Source organism: Paenibacillus sp. 1781tsa1 (assembly GCF_024159265.1).
In the GTDB taxonomy this organism is placed as follows: domain Bacteria; phylum Bacillota; class Bacilli; order Paenibacillales; family Paenibacillaceae; genus Paenibacillus.
Genome location: NZ_JAMYWY010000001.1, coordinates 1,177,524 through 1,204,198, shown reverse-complemented (window position 1 = coordinate 1,204,198; position 26,675 = coordinate 1,177,524). Strand labels below are relative to the sequence as shown.

Below are 26,675 nucleotides of genomic sequence, written 5' to 3'. Positions count from 1 at the left end.
CCAATTTCCCTTTCGCTGATAAAATTACATCGATTTGATCACAGTTAATGCATTGGTCCGCGATGCGCTAATTGCCGGATATATTCCCGATACAACACCGACCAGCACAGCAAACACGATGCCGAGTGGCAGAGCGGATTGCTGAATAACTACGGTCATCGGACCATTGACCTGATCTGCCATCTGACTCGCGAGCAGACTGTTCACCCCGCCGAGGGCAACAAAGGCAATTCCAACACCTGCCAAGCCGCCCATTAATCCAAGCATCGCTGCTTCCGTAATAAACATCTGGCGGATCTGCCACAGATTCGCCCCCAGCACCTTCATCACACCAATCTGCTTACGCCGTTGATGCGTAGACATGATCATCGCTACAACAATGGACAACGACGCCAGTAACATGATAAAACCACCGATGCCCAATGCCGCCTTTTGATACATCGCCAGTTGGCCAGCCATTGCTTCCTCCTGAAAGAGATTGCTCTGTGTATTTAACGTCAGCTTTTGGATCTGTTCTTCAACCTGGGATACATAGCGTTTATCCTCCACCTTGACCAAGGCTGAGTTCAGACGCTTTGCAGCACTACCATCCGCCTGTTGCAATCCAAGCTCATCCTGCAACGCACGTGCTGTGTCCAGCGGCAGATATACTTTTTTGTCGCCCTGAGCACTCATCTCATCCATGTTGGAAGGTTTCGTCAGCTCGCCTGATACACGTACAGAGCCACTCATTTTGGTTTTACTCGCATCCGCATAATCTTCATATCGGAACTGGACACGCTGCTGAACCAACTGATCCTGCTTGGATGACATTTCCGTATACTGCTGCAGGAGCTCATTGTTATATGGATCAGCATTCAACTGCTCGAATAACTTCTGAGTTACTTTTGGGTCCACGAGTCCGAATGCAGCCCCATAACTGGTTACCGCCATACGACCATCCTCCGCCCCACGTCCCTCGGCATATTTATATCCGAACCCGTCGAGAGTCTCCAACTGGGTTCCAATGACCTCAACATAAGTGCTGCGACCATCTGGAAGTACCATTTCGAGCGAATCCAGCTTTAACATGGGTGCCACGGCAACCACATGAGGAAGTCTCTGGATAATCTGAATTTTCTCCAACGTCAGCGCCCCACGTTCAAACTTCGATGTCTGACCACTCCCCTTGCCGTTGCCTGTACGTATGCCTTCATTGGGTGTAATTGTAATCTCATCCATCTTGTAATTGTCGTTTAATGTTTTCTCACTATAGGTCTGTACGGACTGCCCCACACTAAGTGCAATGATCATGGCGGCAGAACCGATGGACAACCCCATCATGCACAGCAGTGTGACCATTTTCCTGCGAATGATCTGTCCCCAGGCCATACGTGCTACATCCCGTATTCTCACATTTCCTCTCCTTTTGCCTCAAACTTCCCTTACAGCCTCTTCAACCAATACTCCATGTTGCAATGTAAGTACGACCTGCATCTGTTCCGCGACTTCTGCTTCATGTGTCACAATAACAAAGGTGGTATTCAACTCCCGGTTCAACTGCTGCAAAATCGCAATAATCTCTTCCTCTGTCTCCGTATCCAGATTTCCCGTCGGCTCATCCGCGAAGATAACCGAGGGTTCGGTAATGAGTGAGCGTGCAATACTAACACGTTGTTGTTGACCGCCTGACAACTGGGAAGGGAACAAGTTTGCTTTTTCACCCAGTCCAACCTGATCCAATAGTTTCAATGCTTTTGCTTTGCGTTTCGAAGGGCTGATGCCCATAAATACCAAGGGTAACTCTACATTTTCCCGGATTGTAAGGTTCGACAGCAGCTCATACGACTGGAAAATAAATCCGATATGACTGCGCCTGAACTCAGCCAGGCGATTCTCACTGAAACGAACAATATCTTGTCCCGCAATGAGAATCCTGCCTTGATCCGGCTTCATTAGCCCCGCCATCAGATTCAGCAGCGTGGACTTGCCTGAACCTGAGCTGCCCAGCAGGGCCACCATCTTGCCTTCTCCAATCGTCAGGTTGATGTCTTGAAGCACCGGCACGATTCCCTGAGCATTGCGAAATGAGTGGGATAATTGATCAACTTGAAGCATTACTGCATGTCTTCCTTTCTACTTGCCAGGTATGTACAGAGGTTGTTCAAAGAGTCCGATTTTCTCGATACGGAAACGGGTCTTCTTTGAACTTGTATGTATGGATTCGCGTAGCACATTCCCTTTTATTATAGGGTGGAGATGTATCCAGGCTGGCCGGAGTTGTATCCAACTTGTAAAATGTCATAACAAAAAGACCTTGTCCGCAGGGAAGCTTTCGCCAGCTCCATCCAGACCAAGGTCTTATCTTCTTATGCGATTCGACTCAGCTTACCAGGCTCTGAAACTAAAGCGGTACATCTCACTTTTATCCATCGTGCTGCCCACTGCAAATAGTTCATCACCATTCCAACTGAGTTTGATGAAGCTATCAATATTACGGTAGATCACCGTATCTGACGAAAGTTTGCTGTCATTCAGATAGGCAATATGCAATTCATTCTTCTGATTCTGATTATCCATTGGCATAAAATAAGCAATTCGCGATTGATCCGCATCCAGTTCGAAGCTCCAGATGGACCCTTTCATGACCAGATCATATCGCTTCTGTTCTGCGCGATATCGATATAACCCCTGCACCTTATTCATCGTTCCCTGGATAAGCATGTCACCATTTTTCAGTAACTTGTACTGTTGAATGTCTTCCATTGCCGCATATGCCTTCACTTCATGCTCGTCCTCAAGCGACACACGATATATGGCATAGTTTTCTTTTAGCATCACCAGCACATACAGCTGCTTCAGATCTTCACTGACCTCAAAGGCATCCATCACGATAAACGTATCACTCGAACCTGTTCCTTTTGCTTTTCCTTGTCCTGCAAACCTGCTCATCAGCTCTTCATACGTGTAGATGGTCTGACTCGTTCCCTGCCTCAGATCGACTTGTTTAAATAAGAGATCATCTTGACCGATGTAGGATTCATTCCCTGTAAACACTCTGTAATACGAGTTATCGTTCGGAAGTTTGCGACGTTCCCCGCTCTGAATCATATACTCATACGTTATCTTCTGCGCTTGACCCGCCCGATATTGGGAGTATATCAACTTTTTGTGATCCGGACTGATGACTACACCGTATTCCGTATTCGTTGCAATATTTTTCACTTCATTATCATCCAGATGTAGGAGAGACAGCCGCAGTCCAGAATAGGAAGGTTCCGGTTGATTTAATATAATTGTATTTCGGTCTACCACTTCAAAATCATAGATTGCGAAGTCATTCGGAATCTTGGTTGCCGACTCGACTTGAATCGTACTGCTGGGCGGCGGCGCCAGACGGCTGTTGAATTGCTCGCTTGGCATAATCACCGTTCTTGGTTTGAGATTCCCCATACTGAACAGGCTGCCGATTCCGAAAATTCCACTGACAAATGCGATTAACAGCCCCGACAACATCAATTTGTCACGGTGCTTTCGCCAGAATCCGGGATGTCTCATGCGTTCATTTCCCCCGGAAGACTGATATTTACTTGTGTCCCTTGCCGCATGATGCTCTTCATCTCCACTGTTCCTCCATGACGCTCCACGATGTTCTTCACAATAGACAAGCCCAGCCCGGCGCTGCCCTTCTCGGCTCTGTTGATTCCTTTATCCTGGTAAAAGGGTTCAAATACATGCTGGAGCGCTTCAGCTCCGATTCCTTCCCCCTGATCACGGATCACAATAGCGATGGTCTCACCTAACCGGAAGGATTGTACTTCAATGATTGAATTGACATCACTGTATTTGACCGAATTATCCAGAACGTTGAGGAATACCTCCTTCAGCTTGTCCCGATCTCCCTGTAGATACTGATGTTCCTCCAGCTCATAGTGAATGCCTATATTGTACTTGCCCGCCTTAATCGACATGTCTTCACAAGCTTCACGAATGATATCCGATACATCGATACGTTCGAATCGGTACGCCTGAATGACCGCAGAGGAGACCGAGACCTCCAGAATATCCGCAACCATCGTGTTGAGACGCTGGCTTTCCTTGATAATATAATTCATGCCTTTGTCAAAAAAATCCTGATCGGTAAATCCGTTATCCCGCAAAATCTGGGCGTATCCCAGGATGGTCGTTAGTGGTGTCTTCAATTCATGTGTCACATTGTCAAAAAAGACTTTGCTTCGCGCCTGTACTTGATTCACTTCGTCCCGCTCCCGCTCAATCACATCAATCTGCTCCCGCACACGATCAATCATAATGGTGAAGCTTGAAGCCAGTTCACCAATCTCATCCTTGGTGGTTATCTGAATGTCTGCATTCAGACTCCCCTGAGCCACTTCCGCAGAACGTTTCGTGAGTACACGGATAGGTTGGGTGATTTTCCGGGAAATAAAGATGGATGCGATAAATACAAACACAAAAATCACCGCTGCGAACAATTTGATCGTATTTTGAAAACGCAGGTTGCGTTTGAACAAATCCGTGTAATCCTTCTCCATCTGCACAATCCCGATCAATTGTTGATCCATCTGAAGCGGAAAGGACAGACTGGAGGTGACCCGACCTTTATCCACAACTGTGGTATACGCGATCTTGGATTGTATGGCCGCCTCCACATCAGGATGGTCAGACCGCTTAGCGACATTAACTTCACTGCCAGCAGATCCGTATGGCGAAGCATCGGGGCGATATACGGTAATCTTCCCGCCAACGGCTGAACCAATCTGCTCCGCAAGCTCGCGGCTTCCTGCTTCGAGCGAGTCTCTGCTCATACGTTTGTTATGAATCAGGAAGTACTGATTCAGCGCGATATCCAGATTTTTCTTCGATTGCACCATGTCCTCATGCACTTCCCGGTACATATTCTCCTGTGCCACCTTATTGGACAGAATCAGCAGAACGGAGAATCCGATAAAGACGATAACCGAGAAGAGCACCACCATTTTGAACTGGATTGTCCACTTCATGTCTGCACCTGAATATTCAGCTTATACCCTACACCAAATACGGTCTCGATCATCGAAATGCCCTGCACACCACTATCCAATTTCTTGCGAATCCGTTGTATATGAATATCCACCGTTCGGGTATCCCCTGCAAAATCAAATCCCCATACTTTGTCCAACAGTTCAGAACGTGTATGTACCTTACGATGATGAGTCACGAGAAATAACAACAGGTCATATTCCTTATTGGTGAGTCCTGCGCGTTCCCCGTCTTTCCACACTTCCCGTTCATCCTTGCGAATCTCAATATGCTTGCCAAGCCTTACCACTTCATAGGACTGATTCTCCAGCGTCTCGCTGATGAGATCAATCCGGCGAAAGATCGCCCGAATGCGTGCCACCACCTCACGGATATCAAAAGGCTTCGTGATATAATCATCCGCCCCAAGCTCCATGCCAAGTACCTTGTCCAGCATGTCAGACTTCGCAGTGATCATGATGACGGGTATCTTGGAGTTCACAGATAGTTGTCTACATACGTCAAAACCGCTCATATCTGGCAGCATCAAATCCAGCAGGATCAGATCTGGCTTCGAATCCCGAAGCAGATTCAAACCCTCTTTACCCGTAGCTGCTTCCTTGATCTCAAATCCTTCCTTACGTAACGAATAGGACAAAATATCGCGAATGGACTCCTCGTCCTCAATAATTAAAATCTCTTTTGGTCTCATGATACCCTCGTAATCTCCCTGCTCTATGAATTTCATCTGTCTATATTTTGTATCCCAAGCCTTGTACTTGAATAGAGGGAAGCACGAAATGTTACAACTCCGATACAACTCTGAACCGTTTGGAAACAACCTCCCGATATACTTGGATCATAAGAGACTCATACCAGACCGGACCCAAGCCTGATCTGTATCCAAGGGGGATTCACATCATATGAACACTGCACAAATCAACGATGCTTATGTCAACTATAAATCAGAAATCACACGGTATCTATCCCATATCGTCAAACAGCCGCAAGACGCAGAAGATCTGGCTCAGGATTGTTTCATTCGACTGATGAATGTGACCGTGGATATTCCTGAAGATCGGCTCCTCTATTATCTCAAACGAATTGCTCGAAACCTTGCCATGGACAGTTTCCGGAGGCGAACCCGTACACTTAAACGTGACAGCCGTCTGGAGGCACCTACCCATCACCTCGATACACCCCACCTTGAAATTAATGAAGGTGTCAACGATCTGGTTTCCCATATCAACAACACGGAACACCGTAAAATATTAGAACTTCGCGTCATCCACGGATACTCCATTAAGGAAACGGCAGAGCTGGTGAATCGCAGTGAAGGCATGATTAAATCCTCTGTCTTCCATGCCGTCAATCGAATTCGGGCCAAAGTCATCTCATAGAGATGGCTTTTTATTTATGCAAAATCAACAGTGACGCCGGATGGGAGTGTTAAGACAGGATCGAAATACCTATCGATATGTCAAAAGACCCAATTTTACAAATATCGAGTTAATTTTTACAAATTGTTATGACTATGTGAGATTTTCATGTGGTAGAATATGGACGAACTCATGAATCAACTAATATTTGGGAGGGATTTGGTTGGGTAAATTAACAGGTATGCGCGGAGTATTTCTAAAATCACTCCTCGCATTGTCCATGGCTTTGCCGCTTCAGATCGGATTATGGAACGGAGATGCATCGGTTCATGCGGAAGGACCGACAGACCCGGCACCATTCATCCAAGCGAAGGTTGTGAACCAAAATGCAGGCAAGAAAGTATTGTTCGACAACTCACACGGCCAGACGGCTGGAGCAGCAGACTGGGTCATCGATGGAGGTTTCTCTGACTTCGGGAATGCACTCGCGAATGACGGTTATTATGTCAAAGAACTTCGCAAGACGACTCCATTTACCTATGATGATCTGAAAGAGTATAACGTATTCGTTATTGCAGAGCCTCAAATTCCTTTCAAAACATCCGAACAAGCAGCACTCAAACAATATGTTGAAACAGGCGGCAGCATCTTCTTTGTTGGAGATCACTATAATGCCGACCGTAATAAAAACCGCTGGGATGGCTCTGAAGTCATCAACGGCTATCGTCGGGGAGCATTCGAAGATCCAGCCAAAGGCATGAGCACAGATGAGCGTAATTCTGAAGCAATGCAAAATATAACAAGCTCGGACTGGTTGTCCGATAACTTTGGCGTACGATTCCGCTATAACGCACTTGGCGATATCAATGCTAATATCGTTGTACCGGCAGATCAAGCCTTCGGCATCACAGCAGGCGTGTCGGCTGTAGCCATGCATGCCGGCTCAACACTCGCAATCACTGATCCGGAAAAAGCAAAAGGCATTGTGTACCTGCCAAAAACCAACGCAAAATGGAACAACGCGGTGGACCAAGGCGTATACAACGGCGGCGGGATCGAAGAAGGTCCTTACGTAGCCGTATCCAAGCTGGGCGCAGGTAAGGCTGCCTTCATCGGTGACTCCTCTCCAGTAGAAGATGCATCGCCTAAATACTTGCGTGAAGAGACTAGCACACGCAAAACAACTTATGACGGTTTCAAAGAAGTCGATGATGCCGTATTGCTCGTGAACACGGTGAACTGGCTTGCTACACAAGAGAACTACACGGACTTCACTCAAGTGAACGGACTTGAACTCGACACAGCTACAGCGCTGTTGCCATTTGAAGAGCCGGCTGCTTCCACAGAACCACAGGCTGAACCTTGGGCCGCACCTGCTGCCGGATACAAGTGGTACGATCGTTCCACGTTCAAGGCTGGTTCTTACGGCGGCCCTGCATCCAGTGCAAATGCTGCTTACAGCTTCGTGAAACAGGATACGCTTCCGAATGCAGAAGACTTCCAGATTCGTGTCGTTGTGGAGAACATGGCTCCAAACACAACCGTATCCGGTTATAGTGCCGGTATCTATCTGACTGGCGGAACACAGGTAGCCATGATTCAGAATGAAAGTGGTACTTGGCCGACATCGTACGGCTACAGCTCCACATTCAGTGTAACCTCGGACAGCCAAGGTCGCGGGATCAAAGATCTGAATGTCCGTATCAAACCGGGTACAACTGGCGCTGCGAGCTTGCGTCTGCGTCTGAACGGCAGTAACCTGATCACCAATGCCGTGACTGTTGGCAATGTGCCAGCAGAACAGCTCCCGGAAGAAGAAGGACCGATTCCAGCAGCTATTACCGTTGCTGAAGCACGCACCAAAGCTGTTGGTACAACCGTAACCATCGAAGGTGTTGTGACGACAGAACCGGGTGCATTCGGTGGACAAGCCTTCTATCTTCAAGATGAAACTGCCGGAATCTACGTGTTCCAGCACACAAGCGGTTTCCATGCAGGTGACAAGGTGAAAGTAACGGCTGCAACAACTATCTATAACAGCGAGTTCGAGCTTACCGACATCGTTGCGATTGAGAAAACGGGTACGGCTTCCGTACCTGCTCCAATCGAAGTTACAGCCATTACAGATGCGAACCAAGGACAACTCGTTCAGTTGAAAAATGTAACCATTGAGAATATCATCAGTGCTACGCCTGTTGGATCTTTTGAATTCGACGCCGTAGCAGCAGATGGAACAAGCACACATATTCGTGTAGATACACGTACAGGTGTAACGGAGACTTCCTTCCCTTATGCTGCTGGTGACAAAATCGATATCACAGGTGTTTCTGCTATTTTCAAAGACGTATATCAATTGAAACCAAGAAACTTGAATGATTTTGTACCTGCTGAGGAGCAAGGTGGAGGCGAACAGCCTTCCACTCCAGCTGCGGGAGTGCCGGGTAAACCGGTGCTTTCTTCTGATAATGGATATACGACTGGTCTGTTCGAAGGTTCGTATAACGTAAGCATGAACCTCTGGTGGGGTGAAAATGGTTCCGAATACAAACTGTATGAGAACGGTGTTCTGATCGATACGCAGAAGTTGACTGCGGCTACACCTTCTTCACAGTTTGCTAAAACGGCCATTACAGGTAAAACCAACGGTACGTATACTTACGTTGCCGAGCTGACCAATGACAAAGGCACAACACGCAGTGACGTGCTGACGGTACAAGTAACCAATGCCGCTCCAGGCAAAGCGAACTTGTCCCAAAACAACTGGGATGGTGACGGCAACTACAACGTATCCATGAACCTCTGGTGGGGTACGAACGCGACCGAATACCGTCTCTATGAAAATGATGTATTGATTGATACACAAGCATTAAAAGCTGCTACACCTGCTTCTCAAAGTGCTACAACGGAATTGTCGGGTCGCGCTAACGGAACATATACGTACCGTGCTGAGCTGATCAACGCCGCAGGCGTGACCAGCACCGAGACGATTACGGTTCAAGTAACCAAAGCGTTGCCTTTGGCTAGCTAAGTCTCAGCTAAGAAGCCTGACGTTTAACCATGCAACTAAAAAACCGAAACCAACATTGCCTGCTTCACAGGGCAACATGGTTTCGGTTTTTTTTAGTTGAGCAGAGGAACATCGGAATACTTTGACTTATACGGTACCAATTCACTCATGACGCTAAAGTGACTTGTTACTTATGAATCTCAGGGGCTGACGCTCTTGGGATCGCGGGCTTCTCGGCTCATTGACTCGCGCGCTTATGTATTGGGAATTTCACGTGATACCCTTACCCCTTAACGTCGCTAACGAATCTGACAGATCTTATTCAGCCATTTTGGCCGAATTCTAAGATCTAACGAACCTCAGTGTCGCTATGTAACTATATTCCCGCTCCTAGAGGGTTAATTCAGGTTAGACGCAACAAATAGCGTCACTACGATTCGTTAGAATACCAGTGACGCCTTATGTTACCAAATAAGGACTCTCAAGTTCGTTAGACCAGCTCCTGCGACGCTACTTTGGTTACATATTGTTAATGCAATGCAGAGCGTGGGTTCATTTCAAACGTTCAGGCTCATATCCATTTCTTCCAACCTAGAATACTGTTCCATACAGCAGCATAAACAGCCACGGCGATAACACTGATAACAAAAATCCAGTTTATTTGGGGATACGGATAACTTCTTCCCGTGAAAACGATTAGGATTGCACTAAGTCCAATATTCTCTATGTTATGCTTTTTAAACTTCTGAAAGATCATTCTGTAGAATAATAGGAGTACGATAAACCCAATCCATATATATTGAAATAATTCCATAGGTCACCTTCCTTTTTAAAAACTGATTACTTGTAATGGTTATCTATGAGGAATATTGATTAATATCCTTAATTCCCTTTATATAGGAATCTATTAATACTACATGTAATTGGAAATTAATTCAATCCTCGGTCTGCATATTCTTTGAACATCCCTGTTGAATAATGGTTAGCACAGCAATAAGAACACTCTATTGTTGATTTGCAGACACAAAAAAAGACTATCCCTAGCCATAGTTCTGGCAGCGAATAGCCCTCTCTTCTTACTCTCTTCTTACTCTCTTCTTACTCTCTTCTTACTCTATCATCTAATATATTCGCAGCCACACATTAACTTACACCAGCTTCTTACGAATATACCCCGAGATCAAGTCGATTATTGTGATCATCACGATAATACCCAGCAGGATTATACCTACTCGCGGCCAGTTCCGTGTGCTAAGTGCAAAGATCAACGGGGTACCTATACCCCCTGCTCCGATTACCCCCAGTATGGTTGCGGAACGAACATTAATCTCGAAACGATACAACGTATAGTTCAGGAATCCAGGCATCACCTGCGGCAGAATGGCAAACCACAACTGCTGCATACGATTGGCTCCGGAGGCAAGCAGCGCCTCAGATGGGCCATAGTCGATATTCTCGACTTCATCTGCGTACAGTTTACCCAACATGCCGATGGAGTGTAATCCAAGGGCGAGAACCCCGGCAAACGATCCGGGACCTACTGCCTTAATGAACAACAAGGCCATGATAATCTCAGGGAACGTGCGGATAAAGCTGAGTACCATTTTACCTGCACCCGAGATGGAACGATGCCCACTCATATTACGGGCAGACCAGAAGGCAAACGGAATACAGAGTACAGCCGAGATCACGGTACCCAGCACGGAAATCGCCAGCGTATCCAGCAGTCCGCGCAGCAGGTCTTCTCCCTCAGGCAAATATACAAACGCCCAGTCCGGTGAGAAAATCCCAGCTACAATGGCCTTCATAATCTGACCAGCAGTTTCCTTAAAGCCAGTAAACGGTACACCGGCAAGAGCCCAGACATACACAAGGATCAGCAGTAACACAATGACCCAGCGAAGCGGGTTCTTCCGTGGTTTAGGCCGGATGCGGCTTGTTTCATTTTTCATCATAGCAATTTCTCCCGCAACTTAGTACTTACATAATCAATGATCAGGACGATGACGAGGGTAAACAGAATGATTACGCTGGTCTTGTCATACTCCAGGAATCCAAGTGTGGCCTCATAGTAGAGTCCAATTCCTCCGGCTCCTACCAGTCCGAGAATGGCAGCAGCACGTATATTGATTTCGAAGGCATACAGCACATAGGATGTGAACTGGGCTGCCAGTTGCGGCACCACGCCATATACAATGAGCTGAATCCGGTTCATACCAACAGCTGTCATCGCTTCCAGCGGCCCCTGATCAATGGTTTCCAGCGTCTCATAGGTCAACTTCGCAATCAGACCTACCGAGAACACAGCCAGTGCCAAGATTCCGGGGATGGGTCCCAGACCAAACACAGCGACAAACAAAGCAGCAAGCAGCAGATCCGGCACAGTCCGTATCAGGTTCAGCAGAAAGCGCGCCGGATAATAGATCCAGCGACTCGGCATCAGGTTACCTGCACAGATGATCGAGATCGGAATCGCAATAATGGCACCAATGGTTGTCCCAATCAAGGCCATTCGAATTGTTTCCAGCATGCCTTGCACGATATTATCAAAGTAACTCCACCGGGGTGGGAACATCTCCTTCAGCAGATCCAGCATATTGGGGAAACCTTCAAACAACTCCGTGAAACTGGCGTCCGTCTGTTTGGCACTGGCCCACAGAAGGAGCAGAATGATCACTAAGGTGAGCAGATGTTTCGTACGTCCAGGTGGTTTCGGGCGATTCACAACCTGAGCCGGGCTGGAACCAGGTTCCTTCCCCACTCCACCTGCATTCTGAAGTGGAACGTTGGACTGCCCCTTCATACCACAACTTCTCCCTGCTCATGCACAGCCTGCTTGTCCAGCAATTCATCAGCCAGAATCGGTCTGCCGTATATTTCTGCAAAGCGATCATCCGTTGCCTCTTCCACCGGGCCGTCGAATACAACCTCGCCTGCTCGCAATCCGACAATCCGGGTCGCATATTCTCTGGCCAGATCAATAAAGTGAAGGTTAACGATAGTCGTAATCCCAAGCTCCTGATTGATGCGTTTCAAGTCATCCATAACCTGCTTTGTTGTAAGCGGGTCTAGTGAAGCAACCGGTTCGTCGGCCAGAATGATTTTTGCTTCCTGTGCAAGTACACGGGCAATAGCCACACGCTGCTGTTGTCCACCCGACAGCTGATCTGCACGGGAATAGGCTTTCTCCGAGATATTTACGCGATCCAGAGCCCCAAATGCCAATTCAATATCCTCTTTTGGAAAACGACCCAGAATGGTACGCATGGTGGAATGGTATCCAACCCGCCCAGCGAGCACGTTACGTAGTACACTGGACCGTTTCACGAGATTGAAGCTCTGGAAAATCATGCCGATGTCACGTCTGATCATGCGTAGCCGTTTGCCTTGCGCTTTCGTGATGGAACTTCCGTTAATCAGAATCTCGCCCTCACTAATGTCGTGCAGCCGATTAATGGATCGCAGGAGAGTTGATTTACCCGCACCCGACAGACCCACTACAGCAATGAATTCCCCCTGCTTAAATTTTAGATTAATATTATCCAGGCCCTTGGTGCCGTTAGCGTAAGTTTTGGTAACGTTATGAAGCTCAATCATGGCAATAATCCTTCTTTCATTCATAATGATCAACCATATCTAAGTCCTTGCTATAATGGCACAAGCCAGCGCAGCGTAGATCACGCTGAACTGGCCTGTCCATTGCTACGATTAAGCTGTTCCCATCCAAGAAAGCGACTACAAAGTGAACAGATCCCGAACTACTTTTGGATCAGAATTATTCACCTTTCACTTTTTCGCCATACTGACGAACGATCTCAAACTTGCTATCATCGGACTCTACATAACCTTCATGCGTATAGATTTCTTTGATGATTTGGTGACCTTCAGTATCTTTACCGATATCGATGAAGGCTTGTTTGATCTTTGCAGTCCAATCTGCATTCATGTCTGTACGAACGGCAATGGTATCGTTAGGAATAGGCTCAGTGAACGCCAGTACACGTGTATCTTCAAATACAGTCGGATAGTCTTTGGCTACCGTGTTGCGGGCATCTTGGAAAATCGCTGCTGCATCAACGTCACCGTTCAATACAGCGATAACACCTTGGTCATGACCTTTCAACGTTACAGGTGTTACATCTTTTAATGGATCAATTCCTCTGTCGAGCAACAGACCTGCTGGCCATACATAACCTGCGGAAGACGTTACGTTTTGGTAAGCGACTTTTTTACCTTTAAGGTCCTCGATGGATTGAATCGGCGAATCTTTTTTCACAATGAACATGGATTTATATGAATCTGCCAGTTGCTCTGTTGGAGCTCCAGTCTCATCATTTACACCAAAACGTTGTGCTTGCAGAATAACTTGTGCAGCGCCTTTTTCTTTAGCCAGTACATAAGCTGTCGGAGGCAAGAAACCTACGTCTACTTTGTTGGAAGCCATCGCTTCAATGATGGTGTTGTAGTCAGTCGATACGCTGACCTTTACCGGAATGCCCAGTTTGTCACCAAGCAGCTTCTCCAGCGGTTTCGCTTTGGCTTCAAGCGTGTCTGCATTCTGGGAAGGTACGAATTGAACCGTCAGTTCCGTTGGCACATAACCTTCGACAGGCTTCTCTGTCTCTGCCGTCGCCGTACCGGAAGCATTGGAACTCGTATTTTCCCCGTTAGCCGAACCAGTTGTACTACTAGACCCACAAGCACTCAGAAACAGAACCAAAAGCAACAATGGTAAAAATAAAGCAGACTTCTTCAAACGAACACCCTCCAAAGAGTTTCTATTTTTCAGTACTTGTCTACTATAATTGCCAAATATTTGCGCGATGTGAAACGAAATTTGGAGTTTTGTAAAGTTTCCTGTCAGGCTGTCAGCGCGACTTGTATCTGTTAAAATAGGCTCATTATGGTTGAAGATATGGGAAGAACATCGGAGATAACGGCGTATATTTCGGTTCTTCAGGCTATTCGGTTTTCTCCGTTTTATCGTAATTCCATATATCTGAACTTATATATTAGAGGAGATTGTAAAATGACATCCATACACCCTACGGCAAGCTTCGATATTCTGTATACCAGTGATCTGCACGGGGCGATTCGCCCCATTCATTACAATACCAATGCGTACCGCCCGGCTGGGCTTGCCTTGCTGGCTTCCCTGATTCGTAAGGAACGCGAACGTTCACCTGAACTGATGCTAGTGGATAATGGAGATCTACTGCAAGGATCACCCTTGGCCTCTTATGCAGCTTCGAAAGGAACTGCTGAGGGTCGCCATCCTTTTATTACTGTACTGAATGAACTCGGTTATGATGCTGCGGTAATGGGTAACCACGAGTTTAACTATGGTCAGGAGCTGCTGCGCGGTGCCGTTGATGCCTCCAACTTCCCATGGCTGTCAGCCAATATTGTTCATGCTGAGCACGACAGAGCCACTGGATCAGAACCTTGGACAGATCTTCCACCAGGTGCAGGTCTGCCAGCCTTCGGCCCTCCCTATCTGATCAAGACCCTCTCCTCCGGGGTCCGCATTGCACTCTTGGGCGCAACGACACACTACATCCCGAACTGGGAGCATCCGAAGAATATTGAAGGTCTACAGTTCCTTGATGCCTTGGAGAACATTCGTACATGGGTTGGCTATATTCGTGAACATGAACGACCAGATGTAATGGTTGTCAGTTATCATGGCGGGTTTGAGAGTGATCTGGAAACAGGAGAGCCTGCCGAACGTTTAACTGGAGAAAATCAAGGCTATGCCATCTGTCGGGACATCGAAGGCATCGATGTGTTACTTACCGGACATCAGCATCGTCAGCTTACCGCTAATATTCATGGCGTTACCGTCATTCAGCCAGGATTTAGCGGAAATGGTGCGGGGCATGTATCCATTCAATTGGAACAATCATCGGGTGGCAAATGGCAGATTATAGATAAGAAGGCACGATTGTTGCTTCTGGATGAACATAATGAAGTTGAGCCTGATGCAACCGTCATGAAGCTTACGGATGAACTGGAAGCTGAAGCACAGGCATGGCTGGATCAACCGATTGGCGAGGTGGCTGGGGATTTGTCCATCTCCAATGCAACGGCCCTGCGGCTTAAGGCGCATCCTTTTATTGATTTTGTACATCAGGTGCAGATGGAAGCCACTGGAGCGCAGCTCTCCAATACCGCCATGCTGAGTGAAGAAGCACGAGGATTCCGGAGTCACATCACTGTTCGAGACGTATTATCCAACTTCATCTACCCTAATACACTGACCGTATTGGAACTGAGTGGTCAGGATGTCCGGGAGGCGTTGGAACAAACGGCTCGTTACTTTGAAGTAAATGCCTCTGGCGAGGTGGCAGTCAATCCGGCTTATATGGAACCGAAACCCCAGCATTATAATTACGATATGTGGGCTGGCCTGGAATACGAGTTGGATATCTCCAAACCCGTAGGCAGTCGAGTTGTGAAGCTGGAACATGAAGGCAAGCCAATGGACATGGATGGCATGTACTCGGTAGTAATGAATAGTTACCGCGCTGCTGGCGGCGGGGATTATGCGATGTATCCGGGCAAAAAGGTACTGCATGAAGGCGCCACGGATATGGCTACATTGGTGGAGGATTACATCCGCAGACACCAACCGTTAACGGTGGAGCATGCGAATAACTGGCAGGTTGTTGGCGGGCAGAATTAAAACGAGGGGCTCGAATGAGGCGACGAGTCATTACACTGATGCTTAAAAGGGGCGTCCCGTCATATTCATGACAGGGACAGCCCCTTCTTCATTTTTACGATATGGTACTAGAAATAATTACAATGGTCACAAGTGGAACCAACCAAATTAAAAACAGATTTGCAGTCACAATGGCCCACTTGAATTTATAAACATGGTAGAAAATCCAGCAGACAAACGATGCTAACACACCGATTGGATACGTCGCTAACAGATTCGCAGTGATATCTTCCAACCCAACCTGTTCACTCGATTGACTGTTGGCATACGTATACAGACTCATCAACAGAAAAAATGGATAAGGTAAAAGCGTAATCGCGTATGCGCCATTGAAAAGAATAAGCCAATGTGCAACTTTTTGATTTTTCAAAACAGACGGCAGCCTCCCGGAAAAACAATCTCATCCCAGTATATCCACGTTGTGACATACCGTCATGGTTGTATTTTCCAGAAAATTAACGATATCAAGCTGTAGAACTTCTCAATCCGCTCCTACTTTACTGTAACCAAGGTGCCACGCTCATCTGCTGAACGTATCTCGGCTTCAATTAACTCAAGCGTGCCTGTTGCACTCTCTGGTGTACATACAGATACAGGCGTGCCCGCTTGAACAGACTGGATAAAATATTTAAGTTGGTGATAATATCCCGAGTCGGGTGACAGCTCAGCGACAAAGCCGGGAGCATCGTTCGGATTTACTTTCAGCTCACCATTCTCAAAGACCAGATTCCCCTGCTCCAAATTAACCCGATACGTCATGGAGAAACCGTAGTCTCCCCCCAGCGTCCAGTCGGCTTGGGCATTCAGCACTTTTCCATCAGGGTACACATAATTGGTAGACACGGTATCATAGCCGCTTCCCGGAATAACATTACGAGCGAGCGTGGATACTTGATCCGGTTTGCCAAACACCCAGTGAATAATATCCGCATCATGAATGTGCATATCTAATATGCAGCCCCCGCTTTTCTCCCCATCCAGGAACCACTCTTGAGGCAAACCCGAACCGCGGAAGAAATAACCTGCGTTGACCGCTCCATAACGACCATCTTCTACTACGGATTTTAGATAGGCATAGGCTGGCCAGAAGCGTAAACATTGCCCAATCATCAGTGTTTTTCCTGTCGCTTTGGCGGCTTCTGCCATCTTCCAGCCTTCCGCCGAATGGCGCGCAACCGGTTTCTCACACAGTACATGATAACCTTTCTCCAGCAAGGAACATGTTAATTCAGCATGCAATGGTGTGGGCAGCGTAATATCAATGATATCCAGTTCCTCTTGCTCCAGCATCGCGTCGATATTGTCGTACAAACGATAAGGTGTGAGATCATATACCTCTTGCTCTGTTGCCATATTACCGGCTGCTTTACCGTGCTTCAATTCCTCTATTCTCAGATCGCAGATGGCTACCAATTCCACGGGTTCCCCTTCAGAGGCAAGGCGTACATAGTTGTCAAAATGCATACGTCCCATAAACCCAAAACCGATCAATCCCACTTTTAACATATTTCTACCTCCCATATCAAAATAGAATGAACACTCCAATAAACGTTGTTATCCGAATTTATTACTGAGAACGCCCAAGAATGGCATCCATCGCTTTGGATGTATTGAATATGATCTGCTTCGAATGATGAGCGTAAGGCGGAATCATCTCCGCAGTCACGTAGTTGTCGTAACCAATAGCCTGTAATGCCTGCATCACCGCCGGATAATTCACATCTCCAGCCAGCAAATCCACAAATCCATGAAGCCCTCCCGCTTGACGACGGTAATCCTTGAAGTGCACCTTTTTGATCCGATGACCCAGAATGCGAACCCACTGCTCCGGGTAACCGTTCTGTACGACATTGCCCACATCGAAATACGAACCTATATACTCTGAGCCAAAAGAATCAATAAAGGCACGCAGTTCTAACGGTGATACCAAAAACTTGTTCCATACGTTCTCAATGCCAATGGATACGCCTGCACTTTTCGCATACGGCAGCAGGTGCGCAAGGGCTTCTTGCGCCCGTTCGTAAGCAACTTCATAATCCGTCACTTCACTGTCTGGAACGAAATCCACACCAACCGCACCCGGAATGACCAGAATGGTATCCACACCAAATGTCGCGGCAAGCTCCAACTGTTTTTTACACACATCCAGTGCTTTCGTGCGAATCTCCGGGCGGGCGCTCGTCATCGGGTAATCCCAGTACAACCCGGTTGCAAGTCCCGCGATTTCGAGTTCAGCTTCCTCCAGACGTCCCTGAATATCACGAACCTCCTGATCTGTGGCAGACAGACTCAGTTCACCTTCTCCATTAAGCGATAGTTCAATCCCCTCAAAGCCAGCTTGCTTCGCCGTCTGAATACAATCCGTAATAGAGGCATCTCCTGGAAACGACCATATATTAATCCCTTTTTTCATCCGAATACCCTCCTTCAAAATATACAAACCTGTTCTTCAGTGATGCACAGCTATCCCAATTGAAAATAACCAAACCGGGCAGGCAAATGAAAGTTTACAGCCCCCGTGGGCTGCCATGCCTGATACTCCCGATCTCCCTGCACATTCTCATCAATACGGTACACGTTGACCCTCCAGCACACCCCTTTAGTCAGGGGGGGCTGGAAGTTACTGGCAGGAATATGGATCAGATACACCCGATGGCCCTGAAGATCCACCTCTACAGACGTTTGCAACCCCTCCAGCTGCCAGGTTACATCTGCCTGGAATGCTGAACCTTCGTCGTTATTATGAATGAGTGCATCAAATATCACGTTGTGCGGACTGATCTCAAGTTCCATGTAGTTCCTGCCATCACCCTGTTCATCAATGAACAGTTCAACTACATCCTGCTCATACAATGGCTGATTCCTTTCCGTGAAATCAGATACGACGTGATCATCCTGGCATACAAAGCGAATATGCAAGTATTCGGGACTCCAGCCAAAACGAACTTCTGTAGATTGATGAGGTGGTCTGCCTGTTACCGTGTCCACCAGTTCCACTGGAACACATCGCTCCCAATCCGCAGCCGTGAGAAATCCATTCTGTGCAACGGACCTGAGTCGTTCGCAGCGATAACTCGTGCTCCGTTCCACCGGGAGAGAGTTCATGTCCATCCTCTCCTTTTTTAGCTTAATCCGTGATGTTGTCTCTCTCGTAAGAACATGTGATAATACATATATTATAAATAAATTACGTGATTATTTATTTAGGAGATAAAGAGATTATTTGCACAATTCCGTTCAGTTTTCATTAGATCTATTTGGCCCAATCTCATTGAAAAAGGAGATGGAACTTATGTCTCTGCAACAAGCGATATATCCTCTGCAACGAACCGTCACTTACAAGGAATGGTCCCCCAACGTGCATTATGCTCAATTCCAGAGCCTTCCTCCCGGAAAGCTGGCAAAGCGGCGTTTGTATGATTTTGAACTTCTGTACGTCTCTCAAGGCGAAGCTGCAACTTATATGAACAATAAACACTATATTCTGAAGGCAGGTCAGCTAATCTTGCTGCCTGCCGGTGTCTATCATCAGAATGAGGTGGTTTCCAGCCCGGAAGCACGTTTCATTGGCATTCATTTTGATTTCTTCAACGAATTGACCATTCAGACCGAGGCCGATATGGTTGTGAACGAAGAGACTGTTCTGCATCATAAATTCGCAGTGGAAGCTTGCGCAGAAGGCATGACGCCGCTATCCTTCAACCCGACCTATACCCCTTCTCCAGCTACCGTGCAGCTTATGGAACAATTGGTACATGAATTTACGATGCGCCCACCGGGATATGAACTGGTATGCAAAGCCTTGATGCTTCAGATATTGACCCATCTGCTGCGTTCATCCTGGCGAAGCTCCCCACGCCATGATTCGGTACACGGAGAGAAGCTGCTTGAAGTCATGAAACATATAGAGGGCGCCCCTTCCAATCCGTGGACCAATTCGGGCATCGCCAAACAATTAAACCTGAGTGTGGATCACATGGCCAAATTGTTCAAACAGATTGCGGGCATGCCGCCCAATGAATACATTCAATCCATCCGTCTGAGCGAGGCACGTAAGTTGCTGCGGGAAACCGATCATTCCATTGAGGCGGTCGGTGTACAAAGCGGTTACCCGGACATTCATTATTTCAGCCGCATGTTCCGCAAATATGAAGGCATTTCCCCCCGGGAATACCGGAAGTTGTCCAGAATGCTGTAAAAAAAGGAGCAGACTGCCAATGTGCAGTCTGCTCCTTGCTTTTTGAAATATCGCTAACAACATAAATAGTTCATTTTTCCGTGCCAAACCATACCCTTTAATTCAGCCTATATATGTAATTTCCGCTCAATATCATTCTCTCTACTTCTATTGTAACGTTATTTTCATGTTTTTTATAGACTGTTTTTTTGGCGATTCCTACACTATACTGCTAAATACAAATCTAAAAAAAGAGGTGCATCCGTATGAATGACCCAAAAAATCTCTTAGATCATGGACCCTTTTTTCATGGCACTAAAGCAGAACTGAACATTGGAGATTTATTGGAACCGCAATACCTATCCAACTACCAAGATAAAAAATCTAACCATATTTACTTTACGGGAACATTAAATGCTGCCAAGTGGGGTGCTGAATTAGCAAAAACGAATGCCAAAGAAAGAATTTACATTGTTGAACCATTAGGAGATTTTGAAAATGATCCTAACTTAACGGATCAACGATTCCCCGGCAACCCAACACGCTCATATCGATCTAAATCACCTCTAAAAATAGTAGCGGAATTAGCTTCATGGGAAAGACACTCCGATGAAGAGATCAATCATATGCTCTCCTCTTTAAAGAAATTAAGTGAAGAAGGGAAAAATGTGATCTACGATTAATCTCTTAAACCAAAAGTCCCCTTCGTCCAACTTGGACAAGGGAACCCTTTGGTTGAAAGCTATTCCATTTTGCCATTGGAAGATTGGCGGAATATGCAGCGGTACGGAACGATCATTTTGACAGCCACATCATATTGATGATCCAGATAATCGAGCAGCTGCTTAACCGCGAACATGCCCATCTCCAGCTTGGGTACATGGATGGTCGATAATGGCGGAGAGGTGAATTCGGATATTTCAATATTATCCACCCCGAAAAAGGCGATATCCTCCGGGATGCGGAGTCCCTGTTCTGTTGCAGCGCGCATGGCTGCAATGGCCATCATATCACTGGCGGCAAAAATGGCTGTAGGTCTATTCGCATTATTGGTAAATGCCTGCTTGGTCAATTCATAACTCAGTGAAACATCCCATTTCACATCAATGACCCAGTGATCATCAATCGTTAATCCCGCACCATTCATCGCACGTTGGTAACCAAGGAAACGTTTTTCCTCACGAAAATCATTCTTGTACTCCGCACCGCCAATGTAGGCAATGATCCGATGTCCTTGCTCAATCAGATGATTCGTGGCCTCTCTCGCCGCCTCTTCACGGTCATAACCAACGACTGGAATGTCCGGGTCCGTAATGTCCACTCCAACAACAGTCCGTACATTGGCTTTGAGCCAGCGATAAGCTTCCGGGTCAATTCGTTCCACTACAATCATGCCATCAATCCGATGTTCCTTCACCAGAGATTGCAATTGTACGGTATCTCCATCGTTCTCGATGCTATACACAAATTCCAGCCGCATGCCCGCTTCAGCAAGCTGCTTCTCAATACCTTCCATAATGACTGAAAAATAAGGACTGTTGTATTTGTTCTGCGGAATGGCGACCACACAACCAATTGCATAAGCCGTTTTAGGTTCAATCTTCTTTTTCTTGGCCGGACGCTGTGAGCGATAACCCAGCTCCTCAGCGGTGTCCCAGATCTTTTTGCGGGTTTCATCGCTGACCGATCGATTGACATCGTTCTTCATCACGCGCGAAACGGTAGAGATCGATACACCAACCCGGTCTGCAATATCCTTCAATTTTGCCATGTGAAGTCCCCACCTTTCCTCTAACTATGTATTTAAACCCCATTCGTATTGGGGCAATTTCATCTCTGAAAACACAAATTTGCGGCAAATATAATTCTATATTTCTACTGACCAGAAGTCAATGCGATACGATGCATCGACCAACAAGACACCCCCTTCATTTCCTTGCCAACCGCCCCCTACAACAAAGAACACAGTCTCTGTAACATAATAACGGCAGTCAGGGAGCTTGCTGTCCCCCATAACTGCCGCAATTTTAACCCTTTTTAACAAAACATATGACGCATTTTCACCTCTTTATCTGCTTATTGCATCTTGGAGGCCAAATCCTTAAGCGCTGCGTTCAGATCACCATCTCCGGCAAGCGGAAGTTTGAGTGATTGCTCGCCGTATGTCCAGACCAGATCGGTTTTCTTGGTTGTAAATGGGGATACAATGCCATACTGCTGCGCATCCAGGAAGATTTTATTATCTTCACCTACAGTGGCGATATAAGCATCCGCTGCGGCCTTGTTAGCCGGAATGGAATATCCTTGCTTTGCAAGTTCAGTCTGTCCATCCGGACCCGCAAGCCAGGCAAGCAGCTTGTATGCTGCCTCTTCATGTTTGGTGTTGGAACTGATCGCAAGACCTGCCGGCTGAACAACGGTTTGGTTGGTTTTGAATTTTGGCAAATAGGAGATACCATAATCTACGCCAGCCTCCTGGTAGTTGGTTGTATTCCAGCTGCCACCCGGATTCATGGCTACTTTGGAAGTCGTAATCGCAAGATTCACCTGTCCACCTAAACCTTCAATCTGTGCAGGTGTGGTGTTGATCTTTTTATTTTTGGTCAAATCTATAAAATAGTTCAGCACTTCCATCGCTTCAGGTGTCTCAAGCGCAAGGGAACCATCATCATTCACCAGCTTCGCACCATTGGACCACAGTTCCGGCTCCAGAAACCAATCCATCGTTGATCCTGGTGAAATGGACAAGCCCCACTGCTTGATGTTTCCGGCATCAAAACCCGCTTCGTCTGCGCTTTTCCCGTTCTTATCCAGCGTCAGCTTGGTTGCAATATCGGTAATTTCATCCCATGTGGGCTCAAGCGAAGGAACGGGAGCATCATGAGGATTCGTGGTTTCATTCTCAAAGATCGCTTTGTTGTAATACCATACGATGACGTTGGCATCGATCGGTAAGGATACTTGTTTACCCTGATACTGGTGGAGACCCAGCAGACTTTTGTCCACATTGTTCAGATCAAACTGATTTTCCGCCAGCAAGCCATCCAATTCCTTGAAAATACCCAGTTCGGCGTATTTCTCCACGTATGCATAACTTGTTTTGAACACGTCCGGAAGTGTACCCCCCGCCGCATTCGCTGTCAGTCCGTCCCAGTAACTGCCCCAATCCTTGCCTTCCAATTTGACCTCAATATTGCTATTGGCCTTCATGAACTGATCCAGCAGTTCCTGTGTACGATGAAGCTCTTCTGCCGTCCCCCATTGTGAGTACGTGATGGTTACCGGCTCGCCTGAGCCTTCACTGCTTCCGGAATCTCCAGAGTTGGCATTTTCCGACGATCCTCCATTCGCACATCCACTGATGATCACCATTGTTGCAAGTACAAGTGCCCACACATTGAATAACCGTTTGCTCTTCGCTCTCATATACACAGCTCCCCTTTAAGTTATATCAATAAGTCCTGTTCACCCGAAAAACGGAAAGCAGGCAGCCTCTCTACCCTTTGGTGCCCGTGAGCACCACCCCCTCAACGATATAACGTTGTGCAAACAGATATAGCAGGCCAATCGGAACAATACTGATGAATGCTCCCGCCGCAAGTGCCGGCAGATCCTGGCTCGTCTGACCAATCAGGAGCTGCAAACCTACGCTCAGGGTGAACATTTCTGCATTTTTGATATACAGGAAGGGCCCCAGAAAATCGAGCCAGGAATTCACAAAGGCAAAAATGATGGTTGTCATAATAATGGGTTTGGACAGCGGCATAATTACTCGTGCATATACCGTCCAGCGATTGCCGCCATCCAGATATGTAGCTTCATCCAGCTCCTGGGGAATGGTCATGAAGAATTGACGAAACAGGAAGATATAATAGGCGCCTCCGAGCCAGGCCGGCACAATGAGCGGCAACCAGGTGTCAATCCAGTTTAACTTGGAAAATAGGACGTACGAGGGAATCATCATAATGGATGGGGGAATCATCAACGTAACGAGTACAACCGGGAACAACATATTCCGGTATCTATTTGCAAAGCGAGAGAAACCGTAAGCGACAAGTGAACTGGACACCACCGCTCCCGCTGCAACAAAAAAGGAAATGAACAATGAGTTTTGAATCCACTGCCACATCATCGGCTGTACAGCGAACAACCGTTCAAAGGCTTCCAGACTGAATGTGTCTGGCAGGATGGTTGGAGGTACCTTATACGTTTCCGCTTTGGTTTTCAGCATGGTCGAGAGCATCCATACAAGAGGCCCTGCGAATAGCATTAACGCTGCGATTAGCAACGTATATTGGGACGTTTTTACCGCTATTTTTCGGCTATTCATGTAACTCTCCTCCTATCGTTCTCCCTCGTAATACACAAAGCGGTTCGATAATTTCATCAGGATCAGGGTGACAAGTGAGATCACGGCGAACAGGAAAATGGACTGTGTCATCGCCATGCTGAATTTCAGATCGGTAAAGGCCGACTTGTAGATATTGTAGACAAATGTATAGGCGGAGTAGTTTGGACCACCCTTGGATAACAGGAGTGCTTCCGTAAACATCTGAAAGTTATACATGGTCTGAATAATGATGACAAACAGAATGGAAGGACTGATCATCGGTAGCGTAATCTGGAAAAATCGGCGAACCCCGCTGGCACCATCGATGGCTGCCGCTTCATACAAATGTCTGGGTACATTCTTCAGTGCAGCCAGGAAGATCAGTACCCCACTGCCGGAGATCCAGACCTGAAGCATGATGATGACCGGCTTAATCGTATGTTCTCCGCCAATCCAGTCCACTTTGCCTATACCAAGTGCGCCAAGTCCAGCGTTCAAGATGCCAAATTCGGAGTTGAATACCAGCCGCCAGATTATGACCGTTGCCACAATCGGCACCAGGGTCGGCAAATAGAAGAAGGTGCGGAACAAGGCAATTCCTTTGACATTAAAATTAAGTAGCATCGCCAGACCAAGCATGCCTGCTGTTACAATCGGAACACCAAATACTACAAAATACATCGTGTTCAGCAGACTTTTCAAGAAGACGGGATCGTCCATCATGTGTGTAAAATTATCGATCCCGACAAAGTTAAAGTTAGTCGCTCCAGGAAGTCTGGCATCCGTAAAGGCATAGAATACCGAGGTTCCAAAAGGAATCAGAAAAAAGGTGATAAATCCAATGATCCAAGGCAAAATGAAGAGAAAGAACAGCAGCGTGTCATATTTTCTCAACCTGTTCATGATGACACCCCTCAGCCTGAAATTTCTTCTAAATAGACATACCGTTCTTCCAAAATGGATTTCTCTGCCGCCAGGGCAATAAGCAACGCGTTACGACCAACCTGTGCACTCGCAAAAGGCTGCTTGCCTTCCTGTACACATTTCAGAAAATCAATACGCTGAGTCTGTCCGCCCGTATGACCGCCCATAATGGAATCCGACGTCACATCAATCTCCAGATGATCTTTCGTCCAGTCTTTCCCACCAACGATATCAATCGTCTTGTCATTCCGAGCCACCATCTGACCGCCGTTCTCTCCGATCAGGCCAATCTCAAGCCCTTCTCCCATCAGATTGCGCGGTTTCAGATACATGCACAGGCCCAGATTGGCCTTGCTGCCGTTATCATAATCAATGGTGATAAAGGCATGGTCGACGATGGAGGTATCCGAGATTTCTTTTGTCGGATAGTGACTGTATGAATTCTGAATCCGATTGCGCTCTCCTTGTTTCATGACATGCTGGCCTCCAGAGGCAAACACGCGGACAGGCTTCGCCTGGATCATCCAGTTGAAAATATCGAAGTGATGACAATCCTTCTCTACAATCGCTCCCCCGGACTTGGTTTTGTCATAGAACCAATCCGCAGGTGGGAACGGGTCTCGGAATTCTTTGCACCACATCAATTTCACATCACCAAGACGGCCGTTCTCCAATTCCTTCTCCATTCGGCGATACAGATTCGAATACCGATAAACCAATCCGATCTGCAATACCCGTCCCGAGGCTTCCGCCGCTTCTATAATGGCATCACAGTCCTCAATGGTATGGGCGACCGGTTTCTCCAGAAATACATGCTTGCCAGCTTCCAAAAAAGCGACCGCTACTTCACGATGCAGATAGTTCGGCACACTGATGACCACCGCATCCAAATCTTCCTTGGCAAGCAGTTCATGATAATCACTAACTATAGTGGGGTTACTGTTTTTAAGTTCAGCCAGTGTACGTGCCACATTGGCCTCATTCATATCACAGATATAACGAACCTCACTCTCTTCGAGCAAATCAAAACCAATGCAATGATGTGACCCCATGTCTCCTACACCGATAAAAGCCATTTTTATCTTCTCCATGCTTACACTCTCCGTTGCTCGTAAATTTGCGGCAAATGCCCTGAC

General features: G+C 46.9%; 23 protein-coding genes. 5 read left to right on the top strand and 18 right to left on the bottom strand.

Translation table 11 applies throughout. The annotated features are described in order from the left end of the window. Positions 1-24: 24 nt before the first annotated feature. The 5 genes from NKT06_RS05320 to NKT06_RS05300 all read right to left on the bottom strand — a co-directional run bounded on the left by NKT06_RS05320 (position 25) and on the right by NKT06_RS05300 (position 5,710). Complete coding sequence (locus NKT06_RS05320; RefSeq protein WP_253430929.1) at positions 25-1,395, bottom strand: ABC transporter permease; 1,371 nt, start codon at positions 1,393-1,395, stop codon at positions 25-27. An 18-nt stretch (positions 1,396-1,413) separates the two neighbouring features. After that, a complete protein-coding gene (locus NKT06_RS05315; RefSeq protein ID WP_253430927.1) occupies positions 1,414-2,097 on the bottom strand; it encodes an ABC transporter ATP-binding protein in 684 nt (227 codons plus the stop codon). A 270-nt stretch (positions 2,098-2,367) separates the two neighbouring features. After that, positions 2,368-3,537, bottom strand: a complete 1,170-nt coding sequence (locus NKT06_RS05310) for a hypothetical protein (protein WP_253430924.1) — start codon at positions 3,535-3,537, stop codon at positions 2,368-2,370. Next, positions 3,534-5,000: a sensor histidine kinase gene (locus tag NKT06_RS05305; protein WP_253430921.1), complete on the bottom strand. Its 1,467-nt coding sequence runs from the start codon at positions 4,998-5,000 to the stop codon at positions 3,534-3,536. Before NKT06_RS05305 ends, NKT06_RS05310 begins: the two co-directional genes overlap by 4 nt. Further along, positions 4,997-5,710: a response regulator transcription factor gene (locus tag NKT06_RS05300; RefSeq protein ID WP_253430918.1), complete on the bottom strand. Its 714-nt coding sequence runs from the start codon at positions 5,708-5,710 to the stop codon at positions 4,997-4,999. The genes NKT06_RS05305 and NKT06_RS05300 overlap by 4 nt, the downstream gene beginning before the upstream one ends. A 211-nt stretch (positions 5,711-5,921) precedes the next feature. Here NKT06_RS05300 and NKT06_RS05295 point away from each other — a divergent pair, with 211 nt between their 5' ends. Together NKT06_RS05295 and NKT06_RS05290 are read left to right on the top strand one after the other, a co-directional pair. Continuing rightward, on the top strand, positions 5,922-6,398 hold the full coding sequence (locus NKT06_RS05295; protein WP_253430915.1) for an RNA polymerase sigma factor: 477 nt from the start codon (positions 5,922-5,924) through the stop codon (positions 6,396-6,398). A gap of 220 nt (positions 6,399-6,618) precedes the next feature. Next, positions 6,619-9,405, top strand: coding sequence for a DUF5689 domain-containing protein (locus tag NKT06_RS05290; RefSeq protein WP_483311609.1), 2,787 nt, complete (start codon positions 6,619-6,621; stop codon positions 9,403-9,405). 1,127 nt (positions 9,406-10,532) lie between these two features. Here the strand turns inward: NKT06_RS05290 and phnE (NKT06_RS05285) are convergent. The 4 genes from phnE (NKT06_RS05285) to NKT06_RS05270 all read right to left on the bottom strand — a co-directional run bounded on the left by phnE (NKT06_RS05285) (position 10,533) and on the right by NKT06_RS05270 (position 14,140). Then, on the bottom strand, positions 10,533-11,339 hold the full coding sequence (phnE, locus tag NKT06_RS05285; RefSeq protein ID WP_253430912.1) for a phosphonate ABC transporter, permease protein PhnE: 807 nt from the start codon (positions 11,337-11,339) through the stop codon (positions 10,533-10,535). Next, complete coding sequence (phnE, locus tag NKT06_RS05280; protein ID WP_253430909.1) at positions 11,336-12,187, bottom strand: phosphonate ABC transporter, permease protein PhnE; 852 nt, start codon at positions 12,185-12,187, stop codon at positions 11,336-11,338. Before phnE (NKT06_RS05280) ends, phnE (NKT06_RS05285) begins: the two co-directional genes overlap by 4 nt. Then, entirely contained in the window at positions 12,184-12,981 is a 798-nt protein-coding gene (gene phnC / locus NKT06_RS05275) for a phosphonate ABC transporter ATP-binding protein (protein ID WP_253430906.1), read from the bottom strand. Before phnC ends, phnE (NKT06_RS05280) begins: the two co-directional genes overlap by 4 nt. 178 nt (positions 12,982-13,159) lie before the next feature. Further along, positions 13,160-14,140 carry a phosphate/phosphite/phosphonate ABC transporter substrate-binding protein gene (locus NKT06_RS05270; protein WP_253430903.1) on the bottom strand — a complete coding sequence of 327 codons (981 nt, stop codon included), beginning with the start codon at positions 14,138-14,140 and terminating at the stop codon, positions 13,160-13,162. A 273-nt stretch (positions 14,141-14,413) separates the two neighbouring features. Here NKT06_RS05270 and NKT06_RS05265 point away from each other — a divergent pair, with 273 nt between their 5' ends. After that, positions 14,414-16,069 (top strand): bifunctional metallophosphatase/5'-nucleotidase, encoded by a 1,656-nt coding sequence (locus NKT06_RS05265; RefSeq protein WP_253430900.1) that lies wholly within the window; start codon positions 14,414-14,416, stop codon positions 16,067-16,069. A gap of 94 nt (positions 16,070-16,163) precedes the next feature. Here the strand turns inward: NKT06_RS05265 and NKT06_RS05260 are convergent, their stop codons facing one another. From NKT06_RS05260 to NKT06_RS05245, 4 genes are all read right to left on the bottom strand, one after another. After that, complete coding sequence (locus NKT06_RS05260) at positions 16,164-16,478, bottom strand: hypothetical protein (RefSeq protein ID WP_253430897.1); 315 nt, start codon at positions 16,476-16,478, stop codon at positions 16,164-16,166. 122 nt (positions 16,479-16,600) lie between these two features. Next, complete coding sequence (locus NKT06_RS05255) at positions 16,601-17,614, bottom strand: Gfo/Idh/MocA family protein (RefSeq protein WP_253430894.1); 1,014 nt, start codon at positions 17,612-17,614, stop codon at positions 16,601-16,603. Positions 17,615-17,675: 61 nt separating this feature from the next. Then, on the bottom strand, positions 17,676-18,521 hold the full coding sequence (locus NKT06_RS05250; protein ID WP_253430891.1) for a sugar phosphate isomerase/epimerase family protein: 846 nt from the start codon (positions 18,519-18,521) through the stop codon (positions 17,676-17,678). A 50-nt stretch (positions 18,522-18,571) separates the two neighbouring features. Further along, on the bottom strand, positions 18,572-19,213 hold the full coding sequence (locus NKT06_RS05245) for a carbohydrate-binding family 9-like protein (protein ID WP_253430888.1): 642 nt from the start codon (positions 19,211-19,213) through the stop codon (positions 18,572-18,574). A 187-nt stretch (positions 19,214-19,400) separates the two neighbouring features. On the opposite strand from NKT06_RS05245, the gene NKT06_RS05240 reads away from it, so the two are divergent. Further along, positions 19,401-20,306 carry an AraC family transcriptional regulator gene (locus NKT06_RS05240; RefSeq protein ID WP_253430885.1) on the top strand — a complete coding sequence of 302 codons (906 nt, stop codon included), beginning with the start codon at positions 19,401-19,403 and terminating at the stop codon, positions 20,304-20,306. Between the two features lie 245 nt (positions 20,307-20,551). Further along, a complete protein-coding gene (gene arr / locus NKT06_RS05235; RefSeq protein ID WP_253430881.1) occupies positions 20,552-20,968 on the top strand; it encodes an NAD(+)--rifampin ADP-ribosyltransferase in 417 nt (138 codons plus the stop codon). 59 nt (positions 20,969-21,027) lie between these two features. On the opposite strand, the gene NKT06_RS05230 is transcribed toward arr, so the two are convergent. From NKT06_RS05230 to NKT06_RS05210, 5 genes are all read right to left on the bottom strand, one after another. Continuing rightward, complete coding sequence (locus NKT06_RS05230; RefSeq protein WP_253430878.1) at positions 21,028-22,056, bottom strand: LacI family DNA-binding transcriptional regulator; 1,029 nt, start codon at positions 22,054-22,056, stop codon at positions 21,028-21,030. Positions 22,057-22,361: 305 nt separating this feature from the next. Then, on the bottom strand, positions 22,362-23,711 hold the full coding sequence (locus NKT06_RS05225; protein WP_253430875.1) for an ABC transporter substrate-binding protein: 1,350 nt from the start codon (positions 23,709-23,711) through the stop codon (positions 22,362-22,364). Positions 23,712-23,781: 70 nt separating this feature from the next. Then, complete coding sequence (locus NKT06_RS05220; protein ID WP_253430872.1) at positions 23,782-24,615, bottom strand: carbohydrate ABC transporter permease; 834 nt, start codon at positions 24,613-24,615, stop codon at positions 23,782-23,784. Between the two features lie 12 nt (positions 24,616-24,627). After that, positions 24,628-25,518 (bottom strand): carbohydrate ABC transporter permease, encoded by an 891-nt coding sequence (locus NKT06_RS05215; RefSeq protein WP_253430869.1) that lies wholly within the window; start codon positions 25,516-25,518, stop codon positions 24,628-24,630. 11 nt (positions 25,519-25,529) lie between these two features. Next, positions 25,530-26,630: a Gfo/Idh/MocA family protein gene (locus NKT06_RS05210; protein ID WP_253430866.1), complete on the bottom strand. Its 1,101-nt coding sequence runs from the start codon at positions 26,628-26,630 to the stop codon at positions 25,530-25,532. Between the last annotated feature and the right edge of the window lie 45 nt (positions 26,631-26,675).

Coding starts and splice junctions, on each gene's coding strand:
- NKT06_RS05315 (WP_253430927.1), bottom strand. CDS start 2,097: ATGCTTCAAGTTGATCAATTATCCCACTCATTTCGCAATGCTCAGGGA.
- NKT06_RS05310 (WP_253430924.1), bottom strand. CDS start 3,537: ATGAGACATCCCGGATTCTGGCGAAAGCACCGTGACAAATTGATGTTG.
- NKT06_RS05305 (WP_253430921.1), bottom strand. CDS start 5,000: ATGAAGTGGACAATCCAGTTCAAAATGGTGGTGCTCTTCTCGGTTATC.
- NKT06_RS05300 (WP_253430918.1), bottom strand. CDS start 5,710: ATGAGACCAAAAGAGATTTTAATTATTGAGGACGAGGAGTCCATTCGC.
- NKT06_RS05295 (WP_253430915.1), top strand. CDS start 5,922: ATGAACACTGCACAAATCAACGATGCTTATGTCAACTATAAATCAGAA.
- NKT06_RS05290 (WP_483311609.1), top strand. CDS start 6,619: ATGCGCGGAGTATTTCTAAAATCACTCCTCGCATTGTCCATGGCTTTG.
- phnE (WP_253430912.1), bottom strand. CDS start 11,339: ATGATGAAAAATGAAACAAGCCGCATCCGGCCTAAACCACGGAAGAAC.
- phnE (WP_253430909.1), bottom strand. CDS start 12,187: ATGAAGGGGCAGTCCAACGTTCCACTTCAGAATGCAGGTGGAGTGGGG.
- phnC (WP_253430906.1), bottom strand. CDS start 12,981: ATGATTGAGCTTCATAACGTTACCAAAACTTACGCTAACGGCACCAAG.
- NKT06_RS05265 (WP_253430900.1), top strand. CDS start 14,414: ATGACATCCATACACCCTACGGCAAGCTTCGATATTCTGTATACCAGT.
- NKT06_RS05255 (WP_253430894.1), bottom strand. CDS start 17,614: ATGTTAAAAGTGGGATTGATCGGTTTTGGGTTTATGGGACGTATGCAT.
- NKT06_RS05250 (WP_253430891.1), bottom strand. CDS start 18,521: ATGAAAAAAGGGATTAATATATGGTCGTTTCCAGGAGATGCCTCTATT.
- NKT06_RS05245 (WP_253430888.1), bottom strand. CDS start 19,213: ATGAACTCTCTCCCGGTGGAACGGAGCACGAGTTATCGCTGCGAACGA.
- NKT06_RS05240 (WP_253430885.1), top strand. CDS start 19,401: ATGTCTCTGCAACAAGCGATATATCCTCTGCAACGAACCGTCACTTAC.
- arr (WP_253430881.1), top strand. CDS start 20,552: ATGAATGACCCAAAAAATCTCTTAGATCATGGACCCTTTTTTCATGGC.
- NKT06_RS05230 (WP_253430878.1), bottom strand. CDS start 22,056: ATGGCAAAATTGAAGGATATTGCAGACCGGGTTGGTGTATCGATCTCT.
- NKT06_RS05225 (WP_253430875.1), bottom strand. CDS start 23,711: ATGAGAGCGAAGAGCAAACGGTTATTCAATGTGTGGGCACTTGTACTT.
- NKT06_RS05220 (WP_253430872.1), bottom strand. CDS start 24,615: ATGAATAGCCGAAAAATAGCGGTAAAAACGTCCCAATATACGTTGCTA.
- NKT06_RS05215 (WP_253430869.1), bottom strand. CDS start 25,518: ATGAACAGGTTGAGAAAATATGACACGCTGCTGTTCTTTCTCTTCATT.
- NKT06_RS05210 (WP_253430866.1), bottom strand. CDS start 26,630: ATGGAGAAGATAAAAATGGCTTTTATCGGTGTAGGAGACATGGGGTCA.